Annotated in this window: 24 protein-coding genes; 23 read left to right on the forward strand and 1 reads right to left on the reverse strand. The window is 66.9% G+C overall.

Features of this window, described 5'->3' with window-relative positions:
• Window positions 1-3 precede the first annotated feature (3 nt).
• The 19 genes from nuoG to queA all read left to right on the forward strand — a co-directional run bounded on the left by nuoG (window position 4) and on the right by queA (window position 17,513).
• Window positions 4-2,067, forward strand: coding sequence for an NADH-quinone oxidoreductase subunit NuoG (gene nuoG, locus RKE40_RS23330; protein ID WP_316020598.1), 2,064 nt, complete (start codon window positions 4-6; stop codon window positions 2,065-2,067).
• A gap of 7 nt (window positions 2,068-2,074) precedes the next feature.
• The gene (gene nuoH / locus RKE40_RS23335; RefSeq protein ID WP_066475422.1) at window positions 2,075-3,094 is read left to right on the forward strand and encodes an NADH-quinone oxidoreductase subunit NuoH; all 1,020 of its coding nucleotides are present in this window, start codon (window positions 2,075-2,077) and stop codon (window positions 3,092-3,094) included.
• Window positions 3,094-3,333 (forward strand): hypothetical protein, encoded by a 240-nt coding sequence (locus RKE40_RS23340; protein ID WP_316020599.1) that lies wholly within the window; start codon window positions 3,094-3,096, stop codon window positions 3,331-3,333. The genes nuoH and RKE40_RS23340 overlap by 1 nt, the downstream gene beginning before the upstream one ends.
• A gap of 25 nt (window positions 3,334-3,358) precedes the next feature.
• Entirely contained in the window at window positions 3,359-3,847 is a 489-nt protein-coding gene (gene nuoI / locus RKE40_RS23345; RefSeq protein WP_066475429.1) for an NADH-quinone oxidoreductase subunit NuoI, read from the forward strand.
• A 136-nt stretch (window positions 3,848-3,983) separates the two neighbouring features.
• Window positions 3,984-4,607 (forward strand): NADH-quinone oxidoreductase subunit J, encoded by a 624-nt coding sequence (locus RKE40_RS23350; RefSeq protein WP_316020600.1) that lies wholly within the window; start codon window positions 3,984-3,986, stop codon window positions 4,605-4,607.
• Complete coding sequence (gene nuoK / locus RKE40_RS23355; protein WP_066475432.1) at window positions 4,607-4,912, forward strand: NADH-quinone oxidoreductase subunit NuoK; 306 nt, start codon at window positions 4,607-4,609, stop codon at window positions 4,910-4,912. Before RKE40_RS23350 ends, nuoK begins: the two co-directional genes overlap by 1 nt.
• Window positions 4,913-4,938: 26 nt before the next feature.
• The gene (nuoL, locus tag RKE40_RS23360) at window positions 4,939-6,969 is read left to right on the forward strand and encodes an NADH-quinone oxidoreductase subunit L (protein ID WP_316020601.1); all 2,031 of its coding nucleotides are present in this window, start codon (window positions 4,939-4,941) and stop codon (window positions 6,967-6,969) included.
• A 4-nt stretch (window positions 6,970-6,973) separates the two neighbouring features.
• Window positions 6,974-8,485, forward strand: coding sequence for an NADH-quinone oxidoreductase subunit M (locus tag RKE40_RS23365; RefSeq protein ID WP_066475605.1), 1,512 nt, complete (start codon window positions 6,974-6,976; stop codon window positions 8,483-8,485).
• 11 nt (window positions 8,486-8,496) lie between these two features.
• A complete protein-coding gene (nuoN, locus tag RKE40_RS23370) occupies window positions 8,497-9,924 on the forward strand; it encodes an NADH-quinone oxidoreductase subunit NuoN (protein ID WP_390893504.1) in 1,428 nt (475 codons plus the stop codon).
• Window positions 9,925-9,926: 2 nt separating this feature from the next.
• Entirely contained in the window at window positions 9,927-10,685 is a 759-nt protein-coding gene (locus tag RKE40_RS23375; protein ID WP_316020602.1) for a biotin--[acetyl-CoA-carboxylase] ligase, read from the forward strand.
• Between the two features lie 63 nt (window positions 10,686-10,748).
• Window positions 10,749-11,231 (forward strand): hypothetical protein, encoded by a 483-nt coding sequence (locus RKE40_RS23380; RefSeq protein ID WP_316020603.1) that lies wholly within the window; start codon window positions 10,749-10,751, stop codon window positions 11,229-11,231.
• A 190-nt stretch (window positions 11,232-11,421) separates the two neighbouring features.
• Window positions 11,422-13,092, forward strand: a complete 1,671-nt coding sequence (locus RKE40_RS23385; RefSeq protein ID WP_316020604.1) for a ribonuclease J — start codon at window positions 11,422-11,424, stop codon at window positions 13,090-13,092.
• A gap of 96 nt (window positions 13,093-13,188) precedes the next feature.
• Window positions 13,189-13,593, forward strand: coding sequence for a methylmalonyl-CoA epimerase (gene mce / locus RKE40_RS23390; protein ID WP_066475443.1), 405 nt, complete (start codon window positions 13,189-13,191; stop codon window positions 13,591-13,593).
• A 3-nt stretch (window positions 13,594-13,596) separates the two neighbouring features.
• Window positions 13,597-14,010 (forward strand): RidA family protein, encoded by a 414-nt coding sequence (locus tag RKE40_RS23395; protein ID WP_316020605.1) that lies wholly within the window; start codon window positions 13,597-13,599, stop codon window positions 14,008-14,010.
• Complete coding sequence (locus RKE40_RS23400) at window positions 14,007-14,237, forward strand: DUF1467 family protein (protein WP_316020606.1); 231 nt, start codon at window positions 14,007-14,009, stop codon at window positions 14,235-14,237. Before RKE40_RS23395 ends, RKE40_RS23400 begins: the two co-directional genes overlap by 4 nt.
• A gap of 506 nt (window positions 14,238-14,743) precedes the next feature.
• Entirely contained in the window at window positions 14,744-15,289 is a 546-nt protein-coding gene (locus RKE40_RS23405; protein ID WP_316020607.1) for a peptidylprolyl isomerase, read from the forward strand.
• 7 nt (window positions 15,290-15,296) lie between these two features.
• Window positions 15,297-15,932: a hypothetical protein gene (locus RKE40_RS23410; RefSeq protein ID WP_316020608.1), complete on the forward strand. Its 636-nt coding sequence runs from the start codon at window positions 15,297-15,299 to the stop codon at window positions 15,930-15,932.
• Window positions 15,932-16,399, forward strand: coding sequence for a peptidylprolyl isomerase (locus RKE40_RS23415; protein ID WP_316020609.1), 468 nt, complete (start codon window positions 15,932-15,934; stop codon window positions 16,397-16,399). Before RKE40_RS23410 ends, RKE40_RS23415 begins: the two co-directional genes overlap by 1 nt.
• A gap of 28 nt (window positions 16,400-16,427) precedes the next feature.
• On the forward strand, window positions 16,428-17,513 hold the full coding sequence (gene queA / locus RKE40_RS23420; RefSeq protein WP_316020610.1) for a tRNA preQ1(34) S-adenosylmethionine ribosyltransferase-isomerase QueA: 1,086 nt from the start codon (window positions 16,428-16,430) through the stop codon (window positions 17,511-17,513).
• A gap of 36 nt (window positions 17,514-17,549) precedes the next feature.
• On the opposite strand, the gene rnd is transcribed toward queA, so the two are convergent.
• On the reverse strand, window positions 17,550-18,689 hold the full coding sequence (gene rnd / locus RKE40_RS23425) for a ribonuclease D (RefSeq protein WP_316020611.1): 1,140 nt from the start codon (window positions 18,687-18,689) through the stop codon (window positions 17,550-17,552).
• 251 nt (window positions 18,690-18,940) lie between these two features.
• On the opposite strand from rnd, the gene aspS reads away from it, so the two are divergent.
• The 4 genes from aspS to RKE40_RS23445 are packed head-to-tail and all read left to right on the forward strand — an operon-like array spanning window position 18,941 to window position 22,356.
• Window positions 18,941-20,719 (forward strand): aspartate--tRNA ligase, encoded by a 1,779-nt coding sequence (gene aspS, locus RKE40_RS23430; protein ID WP_316020617.1) that lies wholly within the window; start codon window positions 18,941-18,943, stop codon window positions 20,717-20,719.
• Window positions 20,720-20,724: 5 nt separating this feature from the next.
• The gene (locus RKE40_RS23435; RefSeq protein ID WP_316020612.1) at window positions 20,725-21,096 is read left to right on the forward strand and encodes a hypothetical protein; all 372 of its coding nucleotides are present in this window, start codon (window positions 20,725-20,727) and stop codon (window positions 21,094-21,096) included.
• 5 nt (window positions 21,097-21,101) lie between these two features.
• Entirely contained in the window at window positions 21,102-21,407 is a 306-nt protein-coding gene (locus RKE40_RS23440; RefSeq protein ID WP_316020613.1) for a hypothetical protein, read from the forward strand.
• A gap of 43 nt (window positions 21,408-21,450) precedes the next feature.
• The gene (locus RKE40_RS23445; RefSeq protein WP_316020614.1) at window positions 21,451-22,356 is read left to right on the forward strand and encodes a glycosyltransferase family 2 protein; all 906 of its coding nucleotides are present in this window, start codon (window positions 21,451-21,453) and stop codon (window positions 22,354-22,356) included.
• The last annotated feature ends 356 nt before the right edge of the window (window positions 22,357-22,712 follow it).

Below are 22,712 nucleotides of genomic sequence, written 5' to 3' on the forward strand. Positions count from 1 at the left end.
ACCATGACCAAGCTTCTGATCGACGGCATCGAGGTCGACGTTCCCCCGGAGTACACCGTGCTCCAGGCCTGCGAGGCGGCCGGCGCCGAAGTGCCGCGCTTCTGCTTCCATGAGCGGCTCTCCATCGCCGGCAATTGCCGCATGTGCCTGGTCGAGGTGAAGGGCGGCCCGCCGAAGCCGCAGGCTTCCTGCGCCATCGGCGTGCGCGATCTGCGCCCCGGCCCGAACGGCGAGCCGCCGGTCGTCTCGACCAAGTCGCCGATGGTCAAGAAGGCGCGCGAAGGGGTGATGGAGTTCCTGCTCATCAACCACCCGCTCGACTGCCCGATCTGCGACCAGGGCGGCGAGTGCGATCTGCAGGACCAGGCGATGGCCTACGGCGTCGACTCGTCGCGCTTCGCCGAGAACAAGCGCGCCGTCGAGGACAAGTATATCGGCCCGCTGGTGAAGACCTCGATGACGCGCTGCATCCAGTGCACGCGCTGCGTCCGCTTCACCACCGAGGTCGCCGGTGCCACGGATCTCGGCGCGATCGGTCGCGGCGAGGACATGGAGATCACTACCTATCTCGAGCAGGCGATGAGCTCCGAGCTGCAGGGCAACGTCGTCGACCTCTGCCCGGTCGGCGCGCTGACCTCGCGGCCCTACCAGAACAAGGCCCGGCCCTGGGAGCTGACCAAGACCGAATCCGTCGACGTGATGGACGCGGTCGGCTCGGCGATCCGGGTCGATTCCCGTGGCCGCGAAGTGATGCGCGTGCTGCCGCGCATCAACGAGGCGGTGAACGAGGAGTGGATCTCCGACAAGACCCGCCACATCGCCGATGGCCTCAAGACCCAGCGTCTCGACCGGCCCTATATCCGCGAGCACGGTGCCCTGCGCCCGGCGAGCTGGAACGAGGCGCTCGCCCTGGTCGCGAGCAAGCTCAAGGCGGCGAGCCCTGAGCGCATCGGCGCGATCGCCGGTGATCTCGCCGCGGTCGAGGAGATGTTCGCGCTCAAGAGCCTGATCTCGGGCCTTGGCTCGCAGAATCTCGACTGCCGCCAGGACGGTGCGAAGCTCGATCCGGCATTCGGTCGCGCCAGCTACATCCTCAACAGCGGCATTGCCGGGATCGAGGACGCGACCTCGCTGCTGATCATCGGCGCCAATCCGCGCAAGGAAGCCGCGATCATCAATGCGCGCATCCGCAAGCGCTGGCTGCGCGGCGACTTCAAGGTCACCGTTATCGGCGAGCCGGTCGACCTGACCTATGCGCATGAGCATCTCGGCGCTGGTCCCGAAACGCTGGCCGACCTGGTCAAGCGTGCGCCGGCTGCCGGCGAGCGGCCGCTGGTGCTGGTCGGGCAGGGCGCTCTCGCCCGTGCCGACGGCGCCGCCGTGCTCTCCCTTGCCGCCAAGGCGGCGCAGGTCCTCGGCGCGGTCAAGGAAGGCTGGAACGGTTTCGGCGTCCTGCACACCGCGGCTGCCCGCGTCGGCGCTCTCGATCTCGGCTTCGTGCCGGGTGAGGGCGGTCTCGACGTCGCTGGCATGACCGCTGCGGGCGCGCTCGACGTGCTCTATCTGCTCGGCGCCGACGAGATCGAGGTGCCGGCTGGCGCCTTCGTGATCTACCAGGGCAGTCATGGCGATAAGGGCGCGCACCGCGCCGACGTGATCCTGCCGGGCGCGACCTATACCGAGAAGTCGGGAACCTACGTCAACACCGAAGGCCGGGTGCAGATGGCGGCTCGCGCCACCTTCCCGCCGGGCGACGCCAAGGAAGACTGGGCGATCCTGCGCGCGCTTTCGGCCGCGCTCGGCAAGGCCCTGCCTTTCGACTCGCTCGGCGCGCTGCGCCAGGCCCTCTATGCCGCGCACCCGCATTTCGCGGCCGTCGACGCGGTGGCGGCGGGCGATGTCGCCGGCCTCTCGCAGCTCGCCGGCATGGGCGGGGCGACCGAGAAGGCGGGCTTCGTCTCGGCCGTGCATGATTTCTATTCGACCAACCCGATCGCGCGCGCTTCGGCCGTGATGGCGGAATGTTCGGCGCTGGCCTCCGGCCGGCTCCGGCAGGCGGCGGAGTAAGCCTCAGATGAACTGGGACCTCGTCCTCGACCTCGCGATCATCGCCGGCAAGAGCCTGCTGCTGCTGGTCTGCCTGCTGGTCTTCATCGCCTATATCCTGCTCGCCGACCGCAAGATCTGGGCGGCGGTGCAGTTGCGCCGCGGCCCGAACGTGGTCGGGCCCTTCGGCCTGTTCCAGAGCTTCGCGGACCTTTTGAAGTTCGTCTTCAAAGAGCCGATTATCCCGGCTGGCGCCAACAAGGGCGTCTTCCTGCTGGCGCCGCTGGTCTCCTGCGTTCTCGCGCTGGCGGCCTGGGCCGTGATCCCGGTCGCCGAGGGCTGGGCGATCGCCGACATCAATGTCGGCGTGCTCTACATCCTCGCGATCTCGTCGCTCGGCATCTATGGCGTGATCATGGGCGGCTGGGCCTCAAACTCGAAGTACCCGTTCATGGGCGCGCTGCGCTCGGCGGCGCAGATGGTCTCCTACGAGGTCTCGATCGGCTTCGTGATCATCACCGTGCTGCTCTGCGTCGGCTCGCTGAACCTCTCGGCGGTGGTCGAGGCGCAGAACTCCAGCGCCGGCATGTTCGGCTGGTACTGGCTGCCGCTCTTCCCGATGTTCGTGATCTTCTTCATCTCGGCGCTGGCCGAGACGAACCGCCCGCCCTTCGACCTGCCCGAGGCGGAGTCGGAGCTCGTTGCGGGCTTCATGGTCGAGTACGCGTCGACCCCGTATCTGCTGTTCATGCTCGGCGAATACGTGGCGATCATGACCATGTGCTCGATGACCACGATCCTGTTCCTTGGGGGCTGGCTGCCGCCGTTCCCGGTGGCGCCGTTCACCTGGCTGCCGGGCGTGTTCTGGTTCGCGCTCAAGGTCTGCCTGGTCTTCTTCATGTTCGCGATGGTGAAGGCCTTCGTGCCGCGCTACCGCTATGACCAGCTGATGCGACTGGGCTGGAAGGTGTTCCTGCCGCTGTCGCTCGCTTCGGTGGTCGTGGTCGCGGCGGTGCTGCAGATCACGGGCTGGGGCCCGGTGCGTTAGTGGAAGGCTGGGCCGGCCCGCTCGGAGCCCTGATCGGCTTCGTCCTGGGCTGGCTCGAATACAAGCTGATCGGGGGTACCGTCACGGCGGCTTTGCGCCGGACGAACCCGTCGAAGACGCAGGCCGAGCATGACGACTACGAGCGGCGCATCCGCCTGCTCCGGGCGATCCTGCTGGTGCTGATGGTCGGCGGCATGCCGGTTTTGGGTTACGTCATCGGCCGGACGTTGTTCGGTTGAAGGGAATGAAGAGGAACGTGAGGCGATGTCACTCGCGCAAGCTGCCAAGGGACTGCTCCTCAAGGAGTTCGTCGGCGCGTTCGTCCTGTCGATGCGCTATTTCTTCAAGCCCAAGGCGACGCTGAACTATCCCTTCGAGAAGGGGCAGCTCTCGCCGCGCTTCCGGGGCGAGCACGCGCTGCGCCGCTATCCGAACGGCGAGGAACGTTGCATCGCCTGCAAGCTCTGCGAGGCGATCTGCCCGGCGCAGGCCATCACCATCGAGGCCGGCCCGCGCCGCAATGACGGCACGCGCCGCACGACGCGTTACGACATCGACATGACCAAGTGCATCTATTGCGGCTTCTGCCAGGAGGCTTGCCCGGTCGATGCCATCGTCGAGGGGCCGAACTTCGAGTTCGCGACCGAGACGCGCGAGGAGCTGTTCTACGACAAGGACCGGCTGCTCGCGAACGGGGCCCGGTGGGAGCGCGAGATCGCGCGCAACATCGCGATGGACGCCCCTTATCGCTGAGGACGGAAGCCCGCCGCGCGGTTGTCGCTTCGGGTAGGCCTGACTATAGACGCTCCAAACTGCACCGGGACTCACGCAAGGCCCGGTGCGCGACGAAAAACGAGGGCCGCCCCGACGGGCGGAAAGGCTGGCGAAGATGAATGCCGCAGCGGCTTTCTTCTATCTGTTCTCCGGGATCACCATCGCCTCAGGGCTGATGGTGGTGGCGGCGCGCAATCCCGTGCATTCGGTGCTGTTCCTGATCCTCGCCTTCGTGAATGCGGCCGGCCTGTTCCTGCTGCTCGGGGCCGAGTTCCTGGCGATGCTGCTGATCGTCGTCTATGTCGGCGCCGTCGCCGTGCTCTTCCTCTTCGTGGTGATGATGCTCGACGTCGATTTCGCCGAGTTCCGCCAGGGCTTCCTGCAGTACCTGCCGATCGGTGCGCTGATCGGCCTGATCTTCGCGGTCGAGCTCTTGCTCGTCGTCGGGACCTGGGCCATCGACCCGCAGATCGTGCGCGCGCCTGTCGCCGCGATCCCGAGCAACATCAGCAACACCGAGGCCATCGGCCGGGTGCTCTACACCCAGTACATCTACTATTTCCAGGCGGCGGGGCTCGTCCTGCTCGTCGCCATGATCGGCGCCATCGTGCTGACCCTGCGCGAGCGGCCCGGCGTCAAGCGCCAGGACATCGTCGCGCAGAACGCCCGCACCAAGGCGACCGCGATGGACGTGAAGAAGGTGCCCTCGCGCGCCGGCGTTCCCGAGGAGCTCGCGTAATGATCGGTCTGGGCCATTATCTCGCGGTCGGCGCGATCCTGTTCACGCTGGGCGTGCTCGGCATCTTCATCAACCGCAAGAACGTCATCGTCATCCTGATGTCGGTCGAGCTCATCCTGCTCGCGGTGAACATCAATTTCGTCGCGTTCTCGAGCTTCCTCGGCGACATCGTCGGCCAGATCTTCGCACTGCTGGTGTTGACCGTCGCGGCCGCTGAAGCCGCCATCGGACTCGCCATTCTCGTCGTCTACTTCCGCAACCGCGGCACGATCGCGGTGGAAGACATCAACATGATGAAAGGCTGAGCGCTTCCCGGCGCCCGCATCTTGCCATGTATCACGCGATCGTCTTCCTCCCTCTGATCGGCTTCCTGATCGCCGGCCTCTTCGGCCGGCTGATCGGCGCGCGCGCGTCGGAGATCGTCACCACCGCCCTGCTGCTGGTCGCGGCGCTGCTCTCCTGGGTCGCGCTCTTCCAGGTCGGCTTCGGTTCCGGCACCACCCGCATCCAGGTCGCGACCTGGCTGGCCTCGGCCGATCTGCGCGTCGACTGGGCCTTCCGCATCGACACGCTGACCGTGGTGATGCTGGTCGTCGTCAACTCCGTGTCGTCGCTCGTGCACCTCTACTCGATCGGCTACATGCACGAGGATCCGCATCGGCCGCGCTTCTTCGCCTATCTCTCGCTCTTCACCTTCGCCATGCTGATGCTGGTGACGGCCGACAACCTCGTCCAGATGTTCTTCGGCTGGGAAGGCGTCGGTCTCGCTTCCTATCTGCTGATCGGCTTCTGGTATCAGAAGCCCTCGGCCAATGCCGCGGCGATGAAGGCCTTCATCGTCAACCGCGTCGGCGATTTCGGCTTCCTGCTCGGCATCTTCCTGGTCTTCGTGCTGTTCGGCGCGGTCACCTTCGATGCGATCTTCCCGAAGGCGGGCGAGCTGACCTCGCAGACCTTCCGCTTCATCGGCTATGAGTGGAACGCCCTGACCCTGACCTGCCTGCTGCTCTTCATGGGCGCGATGGGCAAGTCGGCGCAGTTCCTGCTGCACACCTGGCTGCCGGACGCGATGGAGGGCCCGACCCCGGTCTCCGCGCTGATCCATGCCGCGACCATGGTCACCGCCGGCGTCTTCATGGTGGCCCGCCTCTCGCCGATCTTCGAATACGCCCCGGTCGCCCTGACCGTCGTGGTCGTGGTCGGCGCGACGACAGCCTTCTTCGCCGCGACCGTCGGTCTGGTGCAGAACGACATCAAGCGCGTCATCGCCTATTCGACCTGCTCGCAGCTCGGCTACATGTTCGTCGCGCTCGGCGTCGGCGCCTATTCGGCCGGCATCTTCCACCTCTTCACGCACGCCTTCTTCAAGGCTCTGCTGTTCTTGGGCGCCGGCTCGGTCATCCATGCGATGCACCATGAGCAGGACATGCGGAACATGGGCGGCCTGCGGAAGCACATTCCGCTGACCGCGGCGGCGATGACGATCGGCACGCTGGCGCTGACCGGCTTCCCGTACTTCGCCGGCTACTTCTCGAAGGACGCGATCATCGAGAGCGCCTACGCCTCGGTCGGCCATGGCGGCTTCGCCAGTTCCTACGCCTTCGTGCTGCTGGTGGTCGCCGCCCTGATGACCTCGTTCTACTCCTGGCGGCTCTACTTCATGACCTTCGAGGGCGCCCCGCGCTGGGCCGGCCACGGTCATGACGCGCATGGCCACGACGATCACGCGCATGCGGCTCACGGCAAGCATGACGACCACGCCCATGGTCACGACGATCATGGCCATGGTCATCACGACCACACGCCGCATGAGAGCCCGCTCTCGATGCTGATCCCGCTCGCGCTGCTCTCGATCGGCGCGATCGCCGCCGGCTTCGCCTTCAAGGGCGTCTTCATCGGCGACGGCTATGACGCCTTCTGGAAGGGCGCGATCTTCACCGGCAAGGACAACCACATCCTGCACGCGATGCACGAAGTGCCGAAGTGGGTGGTCTGGTCACCTTTCTTCGCGATGCTGATCGGCTTCCTGCTCGCGCTCTATATGTACGTGCTGCGGCCGGACGTGCCGGGCAAGCTCGCGGCCGCCAACCCGGTGCTCTACCGCTTCCTGCTCAACAAGTGGTACTTCGACGAGATCTACGACTTCCTGTTCGTGAAGCCCTCGATGTGGCTCGGGAAGTTCCTCTGGAAGAAGGGCGATGGCTTCGTCATCGACGGCATGGGCCCGGATGGCATCTCGGCCCGGGTGGTCGACGTCACCAATCGCGTCGTCCGGCTTCAGACCGGCTATCTCTATCACTATGCCTTCACCATGCTGATCGGCGTCGCCGGGCTGGTGACCTGGTATCTCCTGCGCGGGTGAGATGATGTTCGGTTTCGGTATCCTCACCGGGCTTCTGGTCCTGCCGCTGGTCGGCGCCGCCTTCATCCTGGCGCAGCGCGGCGACGAGGCCTCGGTCAATTCGAACGCGCGCTATGCCGCGCTGATCACCACGATCGCGACCTTCATCCTGGCGCTCGTCGCCTGGGGGCGGTTCGACTCGGCCAATCCCGGCTTCCAGATGGTCGAGACCCATGGCTGGGTGTCCGAAGCCATCAAGTTCAAGCTCGGCGTCGACGGCTTCTCCTTCCCCTTCGTGGTGCTGACCGCCTTCCTGATGCCGTTCTGCATCCTGGCGTCCTGGACCTCGGTTGAGAAGCGGGTGCGCGAGTACATGGTCGCGTTCCTGATCCTCGAGACACTGATGATCGGCGTCTTCGTCGCGCTCGACCTCGTGCTGTTCTACCTGTTCTTCGAGGCCGGCCTGATCCCGATGTTCCTGATCATCGGCATCTGGGGCGGCAAGCGCCGGGTCTACGCCTCCTACAAGTTCTTCCTCTACACGCTGCTCGGCTCGGTGCTGATGCTGCTGGCGCTGATGGCGATGTACTGGAACGCCGGCACGACCGACATTCCGACCCTGCTGAAGCACCATTTCCCGGTCTCGATGCAGCCCTGGCTCTGGCTCGCCTTCTTCGCCTCCTTTGCGGTGAAGATGCCGATGTGGCCGGTGCACACCTGGCTGCCCGATGCGCACGTCGAGGCGCCGACGGCCGGCTCGGTCATCCTGGCGGCGATCCTGCTGAAGATGGGCGGTTACGGCTTCATCCGTTTCTCGATCCCGATGTTCCCGGATGCCTCGGCGATGTTCGCGCCGCTGGTCTTCGCGCTCTCCGTCATCGCCATCGTCTACACCTCGCTGGTGGCGCTGATGCAGGAGGACATCAAGAAGCTGATCGCCTACTCGTCGGTCGCCCATATGGGCTTCGTGACGATGGGACTGTTCACCCTGACGCCGCAGGGCATCCAGGGCGCGATGTTCCAGATGGTCAGCCACGGGCTGGTCTCGGGCGCGCTCTTCCTCTGCGTCGGCGTGATCTACGATCGCATGCACACCCGCGAGATCGCCGCCTATGGCGGGCTAGTGAACCGCATGCCGCTCTATGCCGTGGTGTTCATGATCTTCACCATGGCCAATGTCGGCCTGCCCGGCACGGCCGGCTTCGTCGGTGAGTTCCTGACGCTGATGGGCGCCTTCAAGGCCAATCCCTGGGTGGCGCTGATTGCGACCTCGGGCGTGATCCTCTCGGCCGCCTACGCGCTCTGGCTCTATCGCCGGGTCGTTTTCGGCGAGCTGGTAAAGCCCGAGCTGAAGGACATCACGGACCTGAACGGCCGCGAGATCGCGATCTTCGTGCCGCTGGTCCTGCTGACGATCTGGTACGGCATCGCGCCCGGCGTGATCCTCGACGCCTTCGCCGCGCCGACCGAAGCCCTGATCAAGAACTACCAAGCCGCCATCGCCGCCGCCAAGACGGCCATGCTGGTCGTACAATAAGGCTGATCGAGATGACCTTGCCCGCTCTCGGCCCTGCGCTGCCGGAAATCGTCCTCGCGATCGGCGCGATCGCCATGGTGCTCTACGGCGCCATCCAGGGCGAGCGCTCGACGCGCACGCTCGAAATCGCAACGCTCGCGCTGCTCGCGCTCGTGCTGGTCCTGGTCCTGCGCGGCGAGGGCAAGGCCGTGACCTTCAACGGCGCCTTCGTCGCCGACGGCTTCGCCCGCTTCATGAAGGTGCTGACGCTGATCGGCGCCGGCGCCGCCGTGCTGCTCTCGGCCGATTTCCTGCGCCGCGACGGCGCGATGCGCTTCGAGTTTCCGATCCTGATCGTGCTGGCGACCATCGGCATGATGATGATGATCTCGGCCAGCGACCTGATCGGCCTTTATGTCGGCCTCGAGCTGCAGTCGCTCGCGCTCTATGTCGTCGCCGCCTTCAACCGCGAGAACGAGAAGTCGACCGAGGCCGGCCTGAAGTACTTCGTGCTCGGCGCTCTCTCCTCCGGCATGCTGCTCTACGGCGCCTCGCTGGTCTACGGCTTCACCGGGACGGTGAGCTATGCCGGCATCGCCGCCGCGGTGCAGGGCGGCCATCCCGGCCTCGGCCTGATCTTCGGCCTCGTCTTCATCGCCGCCGGCGTCGCCTTCAAGATCTCGGCCGTGCCGTTCCACATGTGGACGCCCGACGTCTACGAGGGTGCGCCGACCCCGGTCGCCGCTTTCTTCGCCTCGGCGCCCAAGATCGCCGCGATGGCGATGACGATCCGCATCTTCGTCGGCGCCTTCCCGGGCGCGCTGCACGACTGGCAGCAGATCATCATCTTCATCTCGATCGCCTCGATGGCGCTCGGCGCCTTCGCCGCCATCGGTCAGCGCAACATCAAGCGCCTGATGGCCTATTCCTCGATCGCGAACATGGGCTACGCGCTGGTCGGCCTCGCGGCCGGCACGGCGGCCGGCGTCCAGGGCGTGATGACCTATATGGCGATCTACCTCGCCACCACGCTCGGCGCCTTCGCCTGCATCCTGATGATGCGCCGCGACGGCAAGCCGGTGGAGAACATCGACGAGCTCGCCGGCCTGTCGCGGACCAACCCGTGGATGGCCTTCGCCTTCTCGATGATGATGTTCTCGCTCGCCGGCATCCCGCCGCTGGCCGGCTTCTGGGCGAAGTTCTACGTCTTCCTCGCCGCGATCGACGCCAAGCTCTACACCCTCGCCGTGATCGGCGTCGTGACCAGCGTGGTTGGCGCCTACTACTATCTGCGCCTCGTCAAGGTCATGTATTTTGACGACGCCAAGCCAGCCTTCGACAAGGGTGATGCCAGCGTGCGCGGCGTGCTCCTGATCTCGGCCCTGTTCGTGCTGGCGCTCTCGCTGATGCCGGCGCCGCTGTTCAACTCGGCGGCTGTGGCAGCCAAGTCGCTGTTCTGAGCGTGCTCGGCGAGGCGGCGCGGAGCGCCGGCTATCGCCTGATCGTGCGCGACGAGGTCGCCTCCACCATGGAGGAGGCCCGCCTCGCGCTCGGCCAGGGCGATCCAGGCAAGCTCTGGATCGTGGCACGCAGCCAAAACGCCGGCCGCGGCCGGCATGGCCGGCAATGGGGCTCGCCCCCCGGCAATCTCTACGCCAGCCTGCTCCTGGTCGCTCCCTGTGAGCCGGTTCTGGCGCCGCAGCTCGGCTTCCTCGCCGGGCTGGCGCTGCATGATGCCGCCGCGGCCGTGACCGGCCTGTCGGCGCCGCGGCTCGCGCTCAAATGGCCGAACGACTTGCTGATCGACCGCGCCAAATCGGCCGGTCTGTTGCTCGAGGGTGAGAGCCGGGCAGGGCAGTTCAGCGTCATCATCGGTCTCGGCGTCAACATCGCCTCTTCGCCGCAGGACACGCCTTACGCTGCGACGCATCTGGCGGAGCATGCGCAGGGCGCGAGCGTCGAGCGCTTGCTTGTTGCGCTCGCAGAGGCCTGGCATCGCCGCTTTTCCGCCTGGTCCCTTCCCGGCGGCTTTGGCCCGACGCGCGCCGCCTGGCTCGAGCGCGCCGCCTTCCTCGGCGAGACGGTAACCCTGCGCCTGCCGGAGGGGCCAGTCTCGGGGCGCTTCCATGGCCTGGATCCGGTGGGACGCCTCGAGTTGGACACCGCGGCCGGGCGGCGCGTCATCGATGCGGGCGATCTTTTCTTCGGCGCACAGGCTTGAAACCGAGGGGGCCCACCGCAAGGATGGAATCTCCGAGTGCCTTGTCGTCGTCGAGGCCTTTCAATGCAGATCCTGCTGGCGCTGATCTTCGGTTGCCTCGTCGCGTCATCGTCCGGGGCTCGGGCGCAGGCGCTGGGCCAGGAAGCGCTGGCGGGATATTCGATCGCCTCGCATTATGAGGAAGTCCTGGAGTTTCCGAACGGCAATTTCGTCCGGCAGATCTGGCGGGACCGGCTCTATTTCTCGACGAAGGGACGGATCTTTCACAAGTTCGCCCTCGAAAGCGGCCATCCGGCATCCGACCGAGCCTTCGAAGCGATCAGCGGCGAAGGCGGGGGCGGCGGCTTTCGCTGGAACGGCAATGGCGTGAGCCGGCCGTGGCGCAGCCCCCGGGGCGGAACCGGCACGCAATCCTTCCATATCTCGGCGCAGGCCGGCGGGTATAGCTGCCGGATGTCGCTGGAGCGCTTCGGCATGCGACTGACGGCGCGTCCCGTCAGCCAGTCCTGCAGGGTGACGAAGGGCAACATCCTCGCTTCCGACTGAAACGGGCTCTCTTGCGGGATGGTCTGCTCGTGCGCGCGTCCGTGGATTGCGGCTGTCGGACCCACCCGGGCAGAAAAGCCGCGGCGCCCCCGAGGATGCAAGTCTGGAGGTAGGCCGACGCACGTGCTAGGCCTGCCCGCCATTTCCCGAGGCGCGCATCGTGCCTCCGCTTCCCAAGTCAGGATTGCCCGTGACCCGTTCCAGTGACCAGCTCGTCTTCGTCCCGCTCGGAGGTCTCGGCGAGATCGGCATGAATGCCGCTCTCTACGGCTTCGGGCCGGAGGGCAGGCGCAAATGGATCCTGGTCGATTGCGGCCTCTCTTTCGCCGGCCCGGAAGTGCCTGGCGTCGACATTGTCCTCCCCGACTTGACCTACATCGTCGAGGACAAGGAGAACCTGCTGGGCATCGTCATCACCCATGCCCATGAGGACCATATTGGCGCGCTCGCCGCGCTCTGGCCGGCGTTGCGCGCGCCGGTCTACTGCACCCGCTTCGCCGCCGGGCTGCTGGCAACCCGCCGGCTCTCGGAGCCCGGCGCGCCGAAGGTGCCGATGCATGTCGTGGCGCAGGGCGGCCGCATCACGCTCGGCCCGTTCGACATCGAGTTCGTCCCGGTCGCGCACTCGATTCCCGAATCGAACGCCTTGGCGATCCGTACCCCCGTCGGCCTCGTCGTCCACACCGGCGACTGGAAGATCGACCCGACGCCGCAGGTCGGCCTGCCGACCGACGAGGCGCGGCTGCGCGAACTCGGGGAGGAGGGCGTGCTGGCGCTGGTCTGCGACTCCACCAACGTCATGCGCGACGGCATCAGCCCGAGCGAGGCCGACGTCGCCGCCAAGCTCAAGGAACTTGTCCATTCGGCGCCGGCGCGTGTCGCCGTCACGACCTTCGCCTCCAACGTTGCGCGGCTGCGCGCCGTGGCGGAGGCGGCGATGGCCGATCAGCGCGAGGTCGTCGTCGTCGGCCGCGCCATGGACCGCGTTATCGATGTCGCTCGTGAGTGCGGCTATCTCGAAGGCATTCCCGCCTTCCGCTCGGTCGACACCTATGGCTACCTGCCGCGCGACAAGGTCGTTGCCCTGCTGACCGGCAGCCAGGGCGAGCCGCGCGCCGCGCTCTCCCGCATCGCCTCCGACGACCATCCCGAGATCACGCTCGCCAAGGGCGACCGCGTGATCTTCTCGTCGCGCACCATTCCGGGCAATGAGAAGGCGGTCGGCAACATTCTGAACGCGCTCGCCCGCGACAATATCGAGATCATCACCGACCGGACCCATCTCGTCCACGTCTCCGGCCATCCTCGTCGCGAGGAGATGGCGCGGCTCTATGGCTGGCTGAAGCCGAAGATCGCGATCCCCGCCCATGGCGAGGACCTGCATCTCTCCGAGCACGCCGCCTTCGCCCGCGGCGTCGGCGTCAAGCATGTGCTGCGCGCAGCCAATGGCGACGTGGTCGGCATCTCGGCGGAAGGTGCCCGCAAGCTGACCGAAGTCCGGCACGGGCGGCTCTATCAGGACGGGATGCTCCTCGTCGCTGCGCAGGAGCGCACCGTCGCCGAGCGCCGCAAGCTCTCCTTCGCCGGCATCGTCTCGGTAGCGGTGGCGATGGACGAGAAGGGCGAACTCGCCGGCGATCCCGAGATCGCGCTGCTCGGACTGCCGGTCCTGGCCAAGGACGGTACGTCTTTCGACGACATCGTCGCCGACGCGGTCGAGGATCTGATCGCCGGCATGCCCAAGGCGAAGCGCCGCGACTCCGAGGCGGTGCGCAGCGCACTCGAACGCGGCATCCGTAGCGCGGTCAACGAGGAGTGGGGCAAGAAGCCGCTGGTCAACGCCCTCGTGATCGAGGTCTGACGAGTGGCGAGCTGCCGCTCGCCAGTGCTAGGAAGGGCGCCCGGCGGGCCCCGGCCCGCACCTTCCTTCGTCAATCCCGTAGCCGCGGAGCCTCGCATGATCGGACGCCTCAACCACGTCGCCATCGCAGTGAAGGATCTCGCGGCTTCGACGGCGCTCTATCGCGACACGCTCGGCGCCCGGGTCTCGCAGCCGCTGCCGCAGCCGGAGCACGGGGTCACCGTCGTGTTCGTCGAGCTGCCAAACACCAAGATCGAGTTGCTCGAGCCGATGGGCGAGGATTCGCCGATCGCCAAGTTCCTCGAGCGCAATGCCGATGGCGGCATCCATCACATCTGCTACGAGGTCGACGATATCCTGGCGGCGCGCGACCGGCTGAAGGCGCAGGGCGCCCGTGTCCTCGGCTCCGGAGAGCCTCGCATCGGCGCGCATGGCAAGCCGGTGCTCTTCCTCCACCCGAAGGATTTCTGCGGCACGCTCGTCGAGCTCGAGCAGGCCTGAGCCGTGAGCGATTCTCCGATCGAGTTCTTCGGCGAGCCGGAAGCGGGTTCGCCGCGCCCGTTCAGTCTGGCAACGCGTGCCGGCGGTCTCGTCTTCGTCTCCGGCCAGTCGGCACCACACGATCCGGCGCGTGGCGTCATCCGCGGCGAGACGCCGGCGCAGCAGGTGCGCGAGGCGCTGGCCTACATCACGCGGATACTGGAAGAAGCCGGTAGCGGACTCGACCGGGTCGTCCAGGTTACCATGCTGATCACAGACCCGGCGGATTACGCTGCCTGCAACGCCGAATACGTCAAGCATTTCCCGGGCGGCCTGCCGGCCAGGCACACGGCTCGCTTCGGGGTTCCGACGGAGGCGCTGGTCGCATTCTCCTGCATCGCGCTGGCGCGTGCAGAGGCGGAAGGGAGCCGCACATGACCATCACGGGCGGGATTGCGGTCTATTTCGTGATCTGGTGGACGGTGCTCTTCGCCGTGCTGCCATTCGGCGTGCGCAGCCAGTCGGAAGGCGGTGCGGTCAGCGACGGCACCGACCCGGGTGCGCCGCAGGCGCCGCTGCTGGCGAAAAAGGCGCTGGCGACGACCGTGATCGCCGCGATCATCTTTGTCGGCGTCTGGTATCTCTGGTCGTTCGTCGACCTTTAGGACCGCTTACGATCGAATTGAACGAGCGGGATCGGCGCATGCCGGGATAGCCGCAAGACGGCCCAGCAGCCTTGCTCGAACTTGGCTGACCTGGTGATGACCGTGCTCAGGCTGAAGGTTCGGCAATAGCGAGTGGGAAGCGCCAAAAACAAAAGGCAAGGCCTGAGCCTTGCCTTTGAAGTTTGTTTTTTACCGCAGTATCGGCGCGCGGTTGCAGCAAGCGCGGCTCATATACTAGGCGGGCGTTTGTTCCTCCCGAGACCTGGTCCGCGGCGCCCGAACCTTGGTCAGGCGCGCCCAGCAATCGAGAGTTAGCCGATCACGATCGCGCTGTCATCCGTTTAGGCAGCTTTGGCTCGAATTATTTGCATAATTATTCCAGCTTGCTCTTGTGCGGTGCAACATTCTTCTCGGCGGCCCGTTCCTGCGCCTTGTTCCGGTCAAAGGATGCCGCTACCTGCCGTATCGTAGAGCCGTCGGGCGTCCCGGCGGCCAGGAGACGCTCCATGCTTCGCCCCATCATCGCCGCCCTGGCCTTTTCCGCCTCGATTGCCCTTGCCCAGGCGCAGGCTCCCGATCCGCAGAACACGCTCGTGCTCGAGACCAAGGATGGCAAGGTCACCATCCGCCTGCGCCCGGATCTCGCGCCCAAGCATGTCGAGCAGATCAAGACGCTGACCAAGCGCGGCTTCTATGACGGCATCGTCTTCCACCGCGTCATCGACGGCTTCATGGCCCAGACCGGCGACCCGAAGGGCAATGGCACCGGCGGTTCCGACCTGCCGAACATCCCGGCCGAATTCACGCCGACGCCCTACAAGGTCGGTTCGGTCGGCATGGCCCGCTCGCAGAGCCCCGACTCCGCCAACTCCCAGTTCTTCATCTGCTTCGAGGGTTGCGGCTCGCTGACCGGCCAGTACACGCTCTTCGGCGAAGTCGTCTCCGGCATGGACGTCGTCCGCAAGATCAAGAAGGGCAGCTCGGCCAACAATGGCTCAGTGACCGCTCCGGACAAGATCGTCCGCATGCGCCTGCAGTCCGACGCCAAGTAAGCCGCCGATGCGCGCGCGCCTGCCCGTCCTGGCGCTGCTGCTGCTGCTGGCCTTCGCCGGCAGCAGGCCCGGTCTGGCGCAGGACACGCGCGATCTCGGCCTCCCGCCGCCCTCCGGCTTCCAGAATCCGGTGCTGCCGCCACCCTCCGGCTATCAGAACCCGGTGCTGCCACCGCAGAGCGGCCAGCGCTACATGCCCGGAATCGGCGGCCCATTCGGCGAGGGCGACTACCGCCGGGCCGTGCCTCCGCAGCCGCCGGGCACCGGCAGCGGCGTCATCGGCACGGTTTCGCCGGAGACGGCCGCGCTCGGCGCCGAGACCCTCGACCGGCTCGACCAGATCGCGCCGGCGCTGCGGCGCTGCTGGCAGCCGCCGATGCTCGATGGGCCGACGGCCGCCGCCGCGGCGACCGTCCGCTTCAGTCTGCGCCGCGACGGCACGCTGTTCGGCCAGCCCCGCGTTACCTGGGAGATGCGGCGGGCTTCGCCCGGCCTGCGCGAGCGCTTCAGCAATTCGCTGATAGCCGCCGTGCGCGATTGCACGCCAATGAGGTTGTCGCCCGGGCTCGGAGGGAGTATCGCAGGCCGACCTATAACCATCCGCTTCTACGGCCGCGCGCCGTCCAACCAGAGAGCAGTCTGATGTCGCTCGACCCCGAGAACACCCTCGTCATGGAGACCACCAAGGGCCGCGTGGTCATCAAGCTGCGCCCCGACCTCGCGCCCGGCCATGTCGAGCGCCTGAAGCTGCTCGCGCGCGAGGGCTTCTATGACGGCATCGTCTTCCACCGCGTCATCGACGGCTTCATGGCCCAGGTCGGCTGCCCGCACGGCACCGGCACCGGCGGTTCGAGCTATCCTGACCTGAAGGCCGAGTTCAACGCCGAGCCGCATGTCCGCGGCGTCTGCTCGATGGCCCGCGCCCAGAACCCGAACTCGGCCAACAGCCAGTTCTTCATCGTCTTCGACGACGCCCGCTTCCTCGACAAGCAGTACACGGTCTGGGGCGAGGTCGTGGAAGGCATGGACAACGTCGACAAGATCAAGCGCGGCGAGCCGGTGCGCGATCCCGATTCGATCGTCTCGATGAAGGTGATGGCGGACGCCTGAGCCGCATAGGGCCGGAGCAGGCCGCATCGTGGACGTCGGTCTCTTCGACTTCGACCTGCCGGAGGAGCGGATCGCGCTGCGGCCCGCCAATCCGCGCGATTCGGCCCGCCTGCTCGTCGTTCGGCCGGGAGCCGATGCCGCCTTCGAGGATCGCGGCGTGCGCGACCTCGTCGCGCTGCTGCGTCCCGGCGATGCGCTTGTCCTCAACGACACCCGCGTCATCCCCTCGCGCCTCTATGGTCGCCGCCATCGCGGTGATGCCTCGGCGCGGGTGGAGATCATGCTGCACAAGCGCGAGGCCAGCGACCGCTGGCTGGCCTTCGCCCGTCCGGCGAAGAAAGTCGCGATCGGCGAAACCATCCTCTTCGGCGACGACAGCGCCAGCAATATCTGCGAGCTCGGCCGGCTCCAGGCCGAGGTGACCGGCAAGGGCGAGGGCGGCGAGGTCGAGCTGCGCTTCGCCTTTTCAGGTGCGGCGCTCGACGAGGCGATCGTCAGGCTCGGCGAGCTGCCGCTGCCGCCCTATATCGCCGGCAAGCGCCCGACCGATCTTGCCGATGCCCGCGACTACCAGACGACCTATGCCCGTGAAGAGGGCGCCGTTGCCGCGCCGACCGCCGGGCTTCACTTTACCCCTGAGCTGTTCGCGGCGTTGGAGAAGCGCGGCGTCTCACGCCATTTCGTCACGCTCCATGTCGGCGCCGGCACCTTCCTGCCGGTCAAGGCCGACGATACCGACGAGCACCGCATGCATGCCGAGTGGGGCACGGTCAGCGCAGAGACGGCAGCGGCCCTGAACGCGGTGCACGCCGCGGGCGGGCGCATCGTCGCGGTCGGAACGACCTCGCTGCGCCTTCTCGAAAGCGCGACCGGCGAGGATGGCGTGATTCAGCCCTTCTCGGGCGACACCGCGATCTTCATCACGCCGGGCTATCGCTTCCGGGCGGTCGACCTCCTGCTCACCAACTTCCATCTGCCGCGTTCGACGCTGTTCATGCTCGTCTCCGCCTTCTGCGGACTCGAGGTGATGAAACGCGCCTATGCCCATGCGATCGCTGAGCAATACCGCTTCTATTCCTACGGTGATTCTTCGCTGCTGGAGCGCGCCGGCTGAAGGCTGCGCTCCGGGAGCAGGGCAGCGAGCCGGCGATCAGCCGACGGTGACGCGCCCGCGCACCACCCGCAGCGAGAGCGAGCCGTTCTTCAGCGCCAGCGCCTTCTCCCCGAAGACCTCGCGCCGCCAGCCCTGCAGGGCCGGCACGTCTGCCTCATCGTCGAAGGCGATGGCTTCGAGATCGTCGCTGGAGGCGATGATCTTCGGGGCGACGCGCTCGGCGTCGGCGGTCGCCTTGAGCAGGACCTTGAGCAAGTCGAGCACGGCGCCATTTGCCGGCCGGCCGCGCTCGCGCTCGAGTCTCGGCAGCGTCTGCGGATCGAGGGCCTGCGCGCGTTCGATCGCGGCGAGAACCTCGGCGCCCGCCCGCGAGCGCTCGAAACCGTTCGGCACCGAGCGCAGCTCGCCGAGCGCCTCGGCCGAGCGTGGTGCGCGCTGGACGATGTCCATCAACGCGTCGTCCTTGAGCACGCGCTGGCGCGGAACGTCGCGATGCTGCGCCTCGCGCTCGCGCCAGGCGGCGAGTTCGATCAGCGCGGCGAGTTCCTTCGGCTTGCGGATGCGGCCCTTCAGCCGCAGCCAGGCGTTCTCCGGCTTGACCTCATAGGTGCCCGGCGAGTTCAGCACCGCCATCTCTTCCGCGACCCAGTTCTCGCGGCCGCTCTCGGCGAGGTCGGCCGCGAGCGCGAGATAGATGTCGCGCAGATGCGTCACATCGGATTCGGCATAGGCGAGCTGCGCCTCGGTCAGCGGCCGGCGCGACCAGTCGGTGAAGCGCGAGGACTTGTCGATCCGCGCCTTGGCGAGGTCGTTGGCAAGCTGCTCGTAGCCGACGGAGTCGCCGTAGCCGCAGACCATCGCCGCGACCTGCGTGTCGAAGAGCGGGGCGGGGATCAGCCTGCCGATCATCCAGACGATTTCGAGGTCCTGTCTGGCAGCGTGGAAGACCTTGACCACATTGGGGTCGCTCATCAGCGCCAGGAAGGGCTCGAGGCTGAGATCGGGCGCCAGCGGGTCGACCAGCACGGCTTCGTCAGGCGAGGCGAGCTGGATCAGGCAGAGCTTCGGATAATATGTCGTCTCCCGCAGGAACTCGGTGTCGACCGTGACGAAAGGATGCTGCGCCAGGCGCGTGCACGCCTCGCTCAGTTCCGCGGTAGTGCTGATCAGGTTCATGGGCGGCTCTTAAGGCATGTTCCGCCAAAGTGGAAACCACTTTCACGCGGAAAGCACCGGCCGATCCCTGCTTTTTGGCAGTGCGGGCGGCCTGCGGGAAGGAATATCCGCGCGCTTCGACCATGCCGGTCATGACGGCTCCATGGCCCGCGCTTCTTGACAAGCTCGCCGCCTGCGTGTGCTTACGCCACAGACCGTCGCGCGGCCCCGTCGGGCCCGCCCGAATGCCCGGAAAGCCTGATCCCGTGACCATGCACCGCTATCGTTCCCATACCTGTGGCGCGCTCCGTGAGAGCGACATCGGCTCGACCGTGCGCCTCTCCGGCTGGTGCCACCGCATCCGCGACCATGGTGGCGTGCTCTTCATCGACCTGCGCGACCATTACGGCATGACCCAGGTCGTCATCGATCCGGATTCTCCGGCCTTCCGCGACGCCGAGGAGCTGCGCTCGGAATGGGTCGTGCGCATTGACGGCAAGGTCAAGGCGCGCTTCGCGGGCACCGAGAACGCCAACCTCGCCACCGGCGCCGTCGAGGTCTTCGCGACCGCGATCGAGGTGCTCGGCCCGTCGGCTGAACTGCCGCTGCCGGTCTTCGGCGATCTCGAATACCCCGAGGACACCCGGCTCAAGTACCGCTTCCTCGACCTGCGTCGCGAGAAGCTGCACAACAACATCATCCTGCGCGGCAAGGTGATCGACTATCTGCGCACGCAGATGAAGCAGTCCGGCTTCTCCGAATTCCAGACGCCGATCCTGACGGCCTCGTCGCCCGAGGGCGCACGCGACTTCCTGGTGCCGAGCCGGCTGCATCCCGGCCATTTCTACGCCCTGCCGCAGGCGCCGCAGCAGTACAAGCAGCTCCTGATGATGGCGGGCTTCGACCGCTACTTCCAGATCGCGCCCTGCTTCCGCGACGAGGACCCGCGCGCCGACCGCCTGCCCGGCGAGTTCTACCAGCTCGACGTCGAGATGAGCTTCGTCGAGCAGGAAGACGTCTTCCGCACCATGGAGCCGGTCATCGCCGGCGTCTTCGAGGAGTTCGGCGGCGGCAAGTCGGTCACCAACAACTGGCCGCGCATCCCCTATGCCGAAGCGATCGCCAAATACGGCTCCGACAAGCCCGACCTGCGTAACCCGCTGGTCATGCAGGACGTCTCCGAGCATTTCCGCGGCTCGGGCTTCAAGGTCTTCGCCCGCATCCTCGAGGACGAGAAGAACCGCGTCTGGGCGATTCCCGCGCCGGGCGGCGGCAGCCGCGCCTTCTGCGACCGCATGAATTCCTGGGCACAGGGCGAAGGCCAGCCCGGCCTCGGCTATCTGATGGTCAAGGAGGACGGCGAAGGGCAGGGGCCGATCGCCAACAACATCGGCCCTGAGCGCGTCGCCGCGATCATCGCCCAGATGGGGCTGAAGGGCGGCGATGCCTGCTTCTTCACCGCCGGCAACCCGGACAAGTTCTACAAGTTCGCCGGTTCGGCCCGCAACAAGGTCGGCTCGGAACTGGGCCTGATCGACGAGAACGCCTTCGCCTTCGCCTGGATCGTCGACTTCCCGATGTACGAGTACAACGAGGACGACAAGAAGGTCGATTTCTCGCACAACCCCTTCTCGATGCCGCAGGGCGGCCTGAAGGCGTTGAAGGAAGAGGATCCGCTCGCCATCAAGGCCTTCCAGTACGACATTGCCTGCAACGGCTATGAGCTCGCCTCCGGCGGCATCCGCAACCACAAGCCGGAAGCGATGGTGAAGGCCTTCGAGATCGCCGGCTATGGCGAGGAGACGGTGGTCGAGCGCTTCGGCGGCATGTACCGCGCCTTCCAGTACGGCGCGCCGCCGCATGGCGGCATGGCGGCCGGCATCGACCGGATCATCATGCTGCTCGCCGGTGCGACCAATCTGCGCGAGGTCGCTCTCTTCCCGATGAACCAGCAGGCCGTCGACCTGTTGATGGGGGCGCCCTCCAACGTGACGCCGAAGCAGCTCCGCGAACTGCATCTGCGCCTCAACCTGCCCGAGAAGAACGGCTGACCTCCATGCCTAGCTTGCCTGCCGTGCGCCTTCTGGCGCCGGCTCTCACGCTGCTGCCCGTCCTCTCGGCCTGCGTCTCGACGCCCTCCAATCCGAGCGCGGCGCGTGCCACGGTGCTCGCCGGCATCGTCTCGCGTGCCAGCGCCTGCAATGCCGGCTATGCGCGCCGCGACACGCTCGACCGCTTCCTGCAGGCGGAGCGGGTGCGCGGCGCGACGCCGGAGCAGATTGCCGGCGCCCGCTCGACCTATGTCACCATCTCGGAAGCGCAGACCATCAACCAGGGCATCCGTCCTGAGCCCTGCACGGTCGAGGAGCGGGCCACGTTGCGCGGCCAGATGAAGACCGTCCGCGCCAACCGCTTCGAAACGCTCTGACGCCGATGCCCGCGCTGAAGCCGAGCCTCGCGGCGCTCGCCGCCTGCAGCCTCGCCGGCTGCGTCGGCGTCGGCGCCGGTCCTGTCCCCGGCACGCCGGAATTCACCGCCTCGCGCGTCTCACGCGCCTATGACTGCGGTGTTGGCGTCGATCGTGGCCGGATCATCGCCGGTTTGCCGCGGGAAGACCGCGCCCGTTTCATCGCGGCCAATGCGAGCTATGCGGTGAAGTCCTACAAGGCGCCGCGCCGTTGCGAGGCGAGCGAGCGTGCTGAACTGCAGCGCGAGCTGCAAGCCAGGGCGCGGCGCTGATTTCCGCTTGCCCGCGCGCGACTTCCCGCGCACATGCGCTTGCATGACTTCCTCGCCTTCCGACATCACTGCGATCGTCGTCGCCTATGACAGTGCCGAGGTCCTGCCCGCCTGCCTCGCGGCGCTGGCCGGGGAGGGCGTCCGGGCGCTGGTCGTCGACAATGCCAGCACTGACGGTTCGGCCGCCATCGCCGAGCGCTGCGGTGCGAAAGTGCTGCGCAACGCACGCAACGAGGGCTATGGCCGCGCCAATAATCGTGGTGCCGGAGCGGCGGACACGCCGTTCGTCCTGATCGTCAATCCCGATCTCGAGATCGGCAAGGGCGCGGTCGCCGCCCTGCTCGCCGCCGCCGCCGCCTATCCGGACGCCGCGGCCTTCGCGCCGCGCCTGATCGAGCCCTCCGGCCGGGTTTTCCTGCAGCCGCGCTCGCTGCTCTCGCCCGATCATCTCAACCGGGCCCGCGAAATCGTGCTGCCGCAAGGCGATGCCTGCCTGCCCTTCCTGTCCGGCGCCTGCCTGCTGCTGCGGCGCGAGGTCTTCCTGGCGCTTGGCGGCTTCGATCCCGAGATCTTCCTGTTCTACGAGGATGACGATCTCTGCCGGCGCCTGCGCGATGCCGGCCAGGCCCTGATCCATGTCGACGGCGCCGAGGCCCGGCATGGCCGCGGCCGCTCCAGCAAGCCATCGCCGCAGCGCCGCTTTACCGCGCGCTGGCACCTCGCCTGGTCGGAGGGGTACATCGCACGCAAATACGGGCTGCCGGAGCCCGGCCTCGGTAAAATCCTGAAGAATGCTCTGAAGGCGGTCGGATATGGCATTCTTTTCAAACGCGAAAAGATGATGGCCCATGCCGGCTCCGCCTCCGGCGCGGTCGCCTGGCGGCAAGGATCGAGCGCGCGCGCCCGGGAAGGCCTCGCCTTGGCAGGAGGGGGCGCCGATCGGCCCTGAGAGCCCTTTCGGCTTGAGAACAGGGTGATGATGCCCGACTGTACCGCCTGCAACACGGTCATCGCCAGTATCCGCTATGGTCGGCAGCCCGGTCGTGTCAAACCGGCAGGCAGCCTGCAGATCCGCGCCTGCAACGTCTGCTCGGCACCTGCCATGATCGCGCCGGCCCGGAATTCCAGGACTTTCGGGCAGCGAGGAACGGTCCCAATCCGCCAGTCCCTGAAACACGAAAAGGGCGCCGTTCGGCGCCCTTTCCCTTTGCGTTGCTGTGTCCTGGGGCTCAGGCGAAGCGGAAGTCGTCCTGGGCGAGGCTTGAGAGCTGGATGCCCTTCAGGGTGAGGGTGGTGTCGGCGTCG

Source organism: Allobosea rubneri (genome assembly GCF_032464875.1).
Taxonomy (GTDB): domain Bacteria; phylum Pseudomonadota; class Alphaproteobacteria; order Rhizobiales; family Beijerinckiaceae; genus Allobosea; species Allobosea rubneri.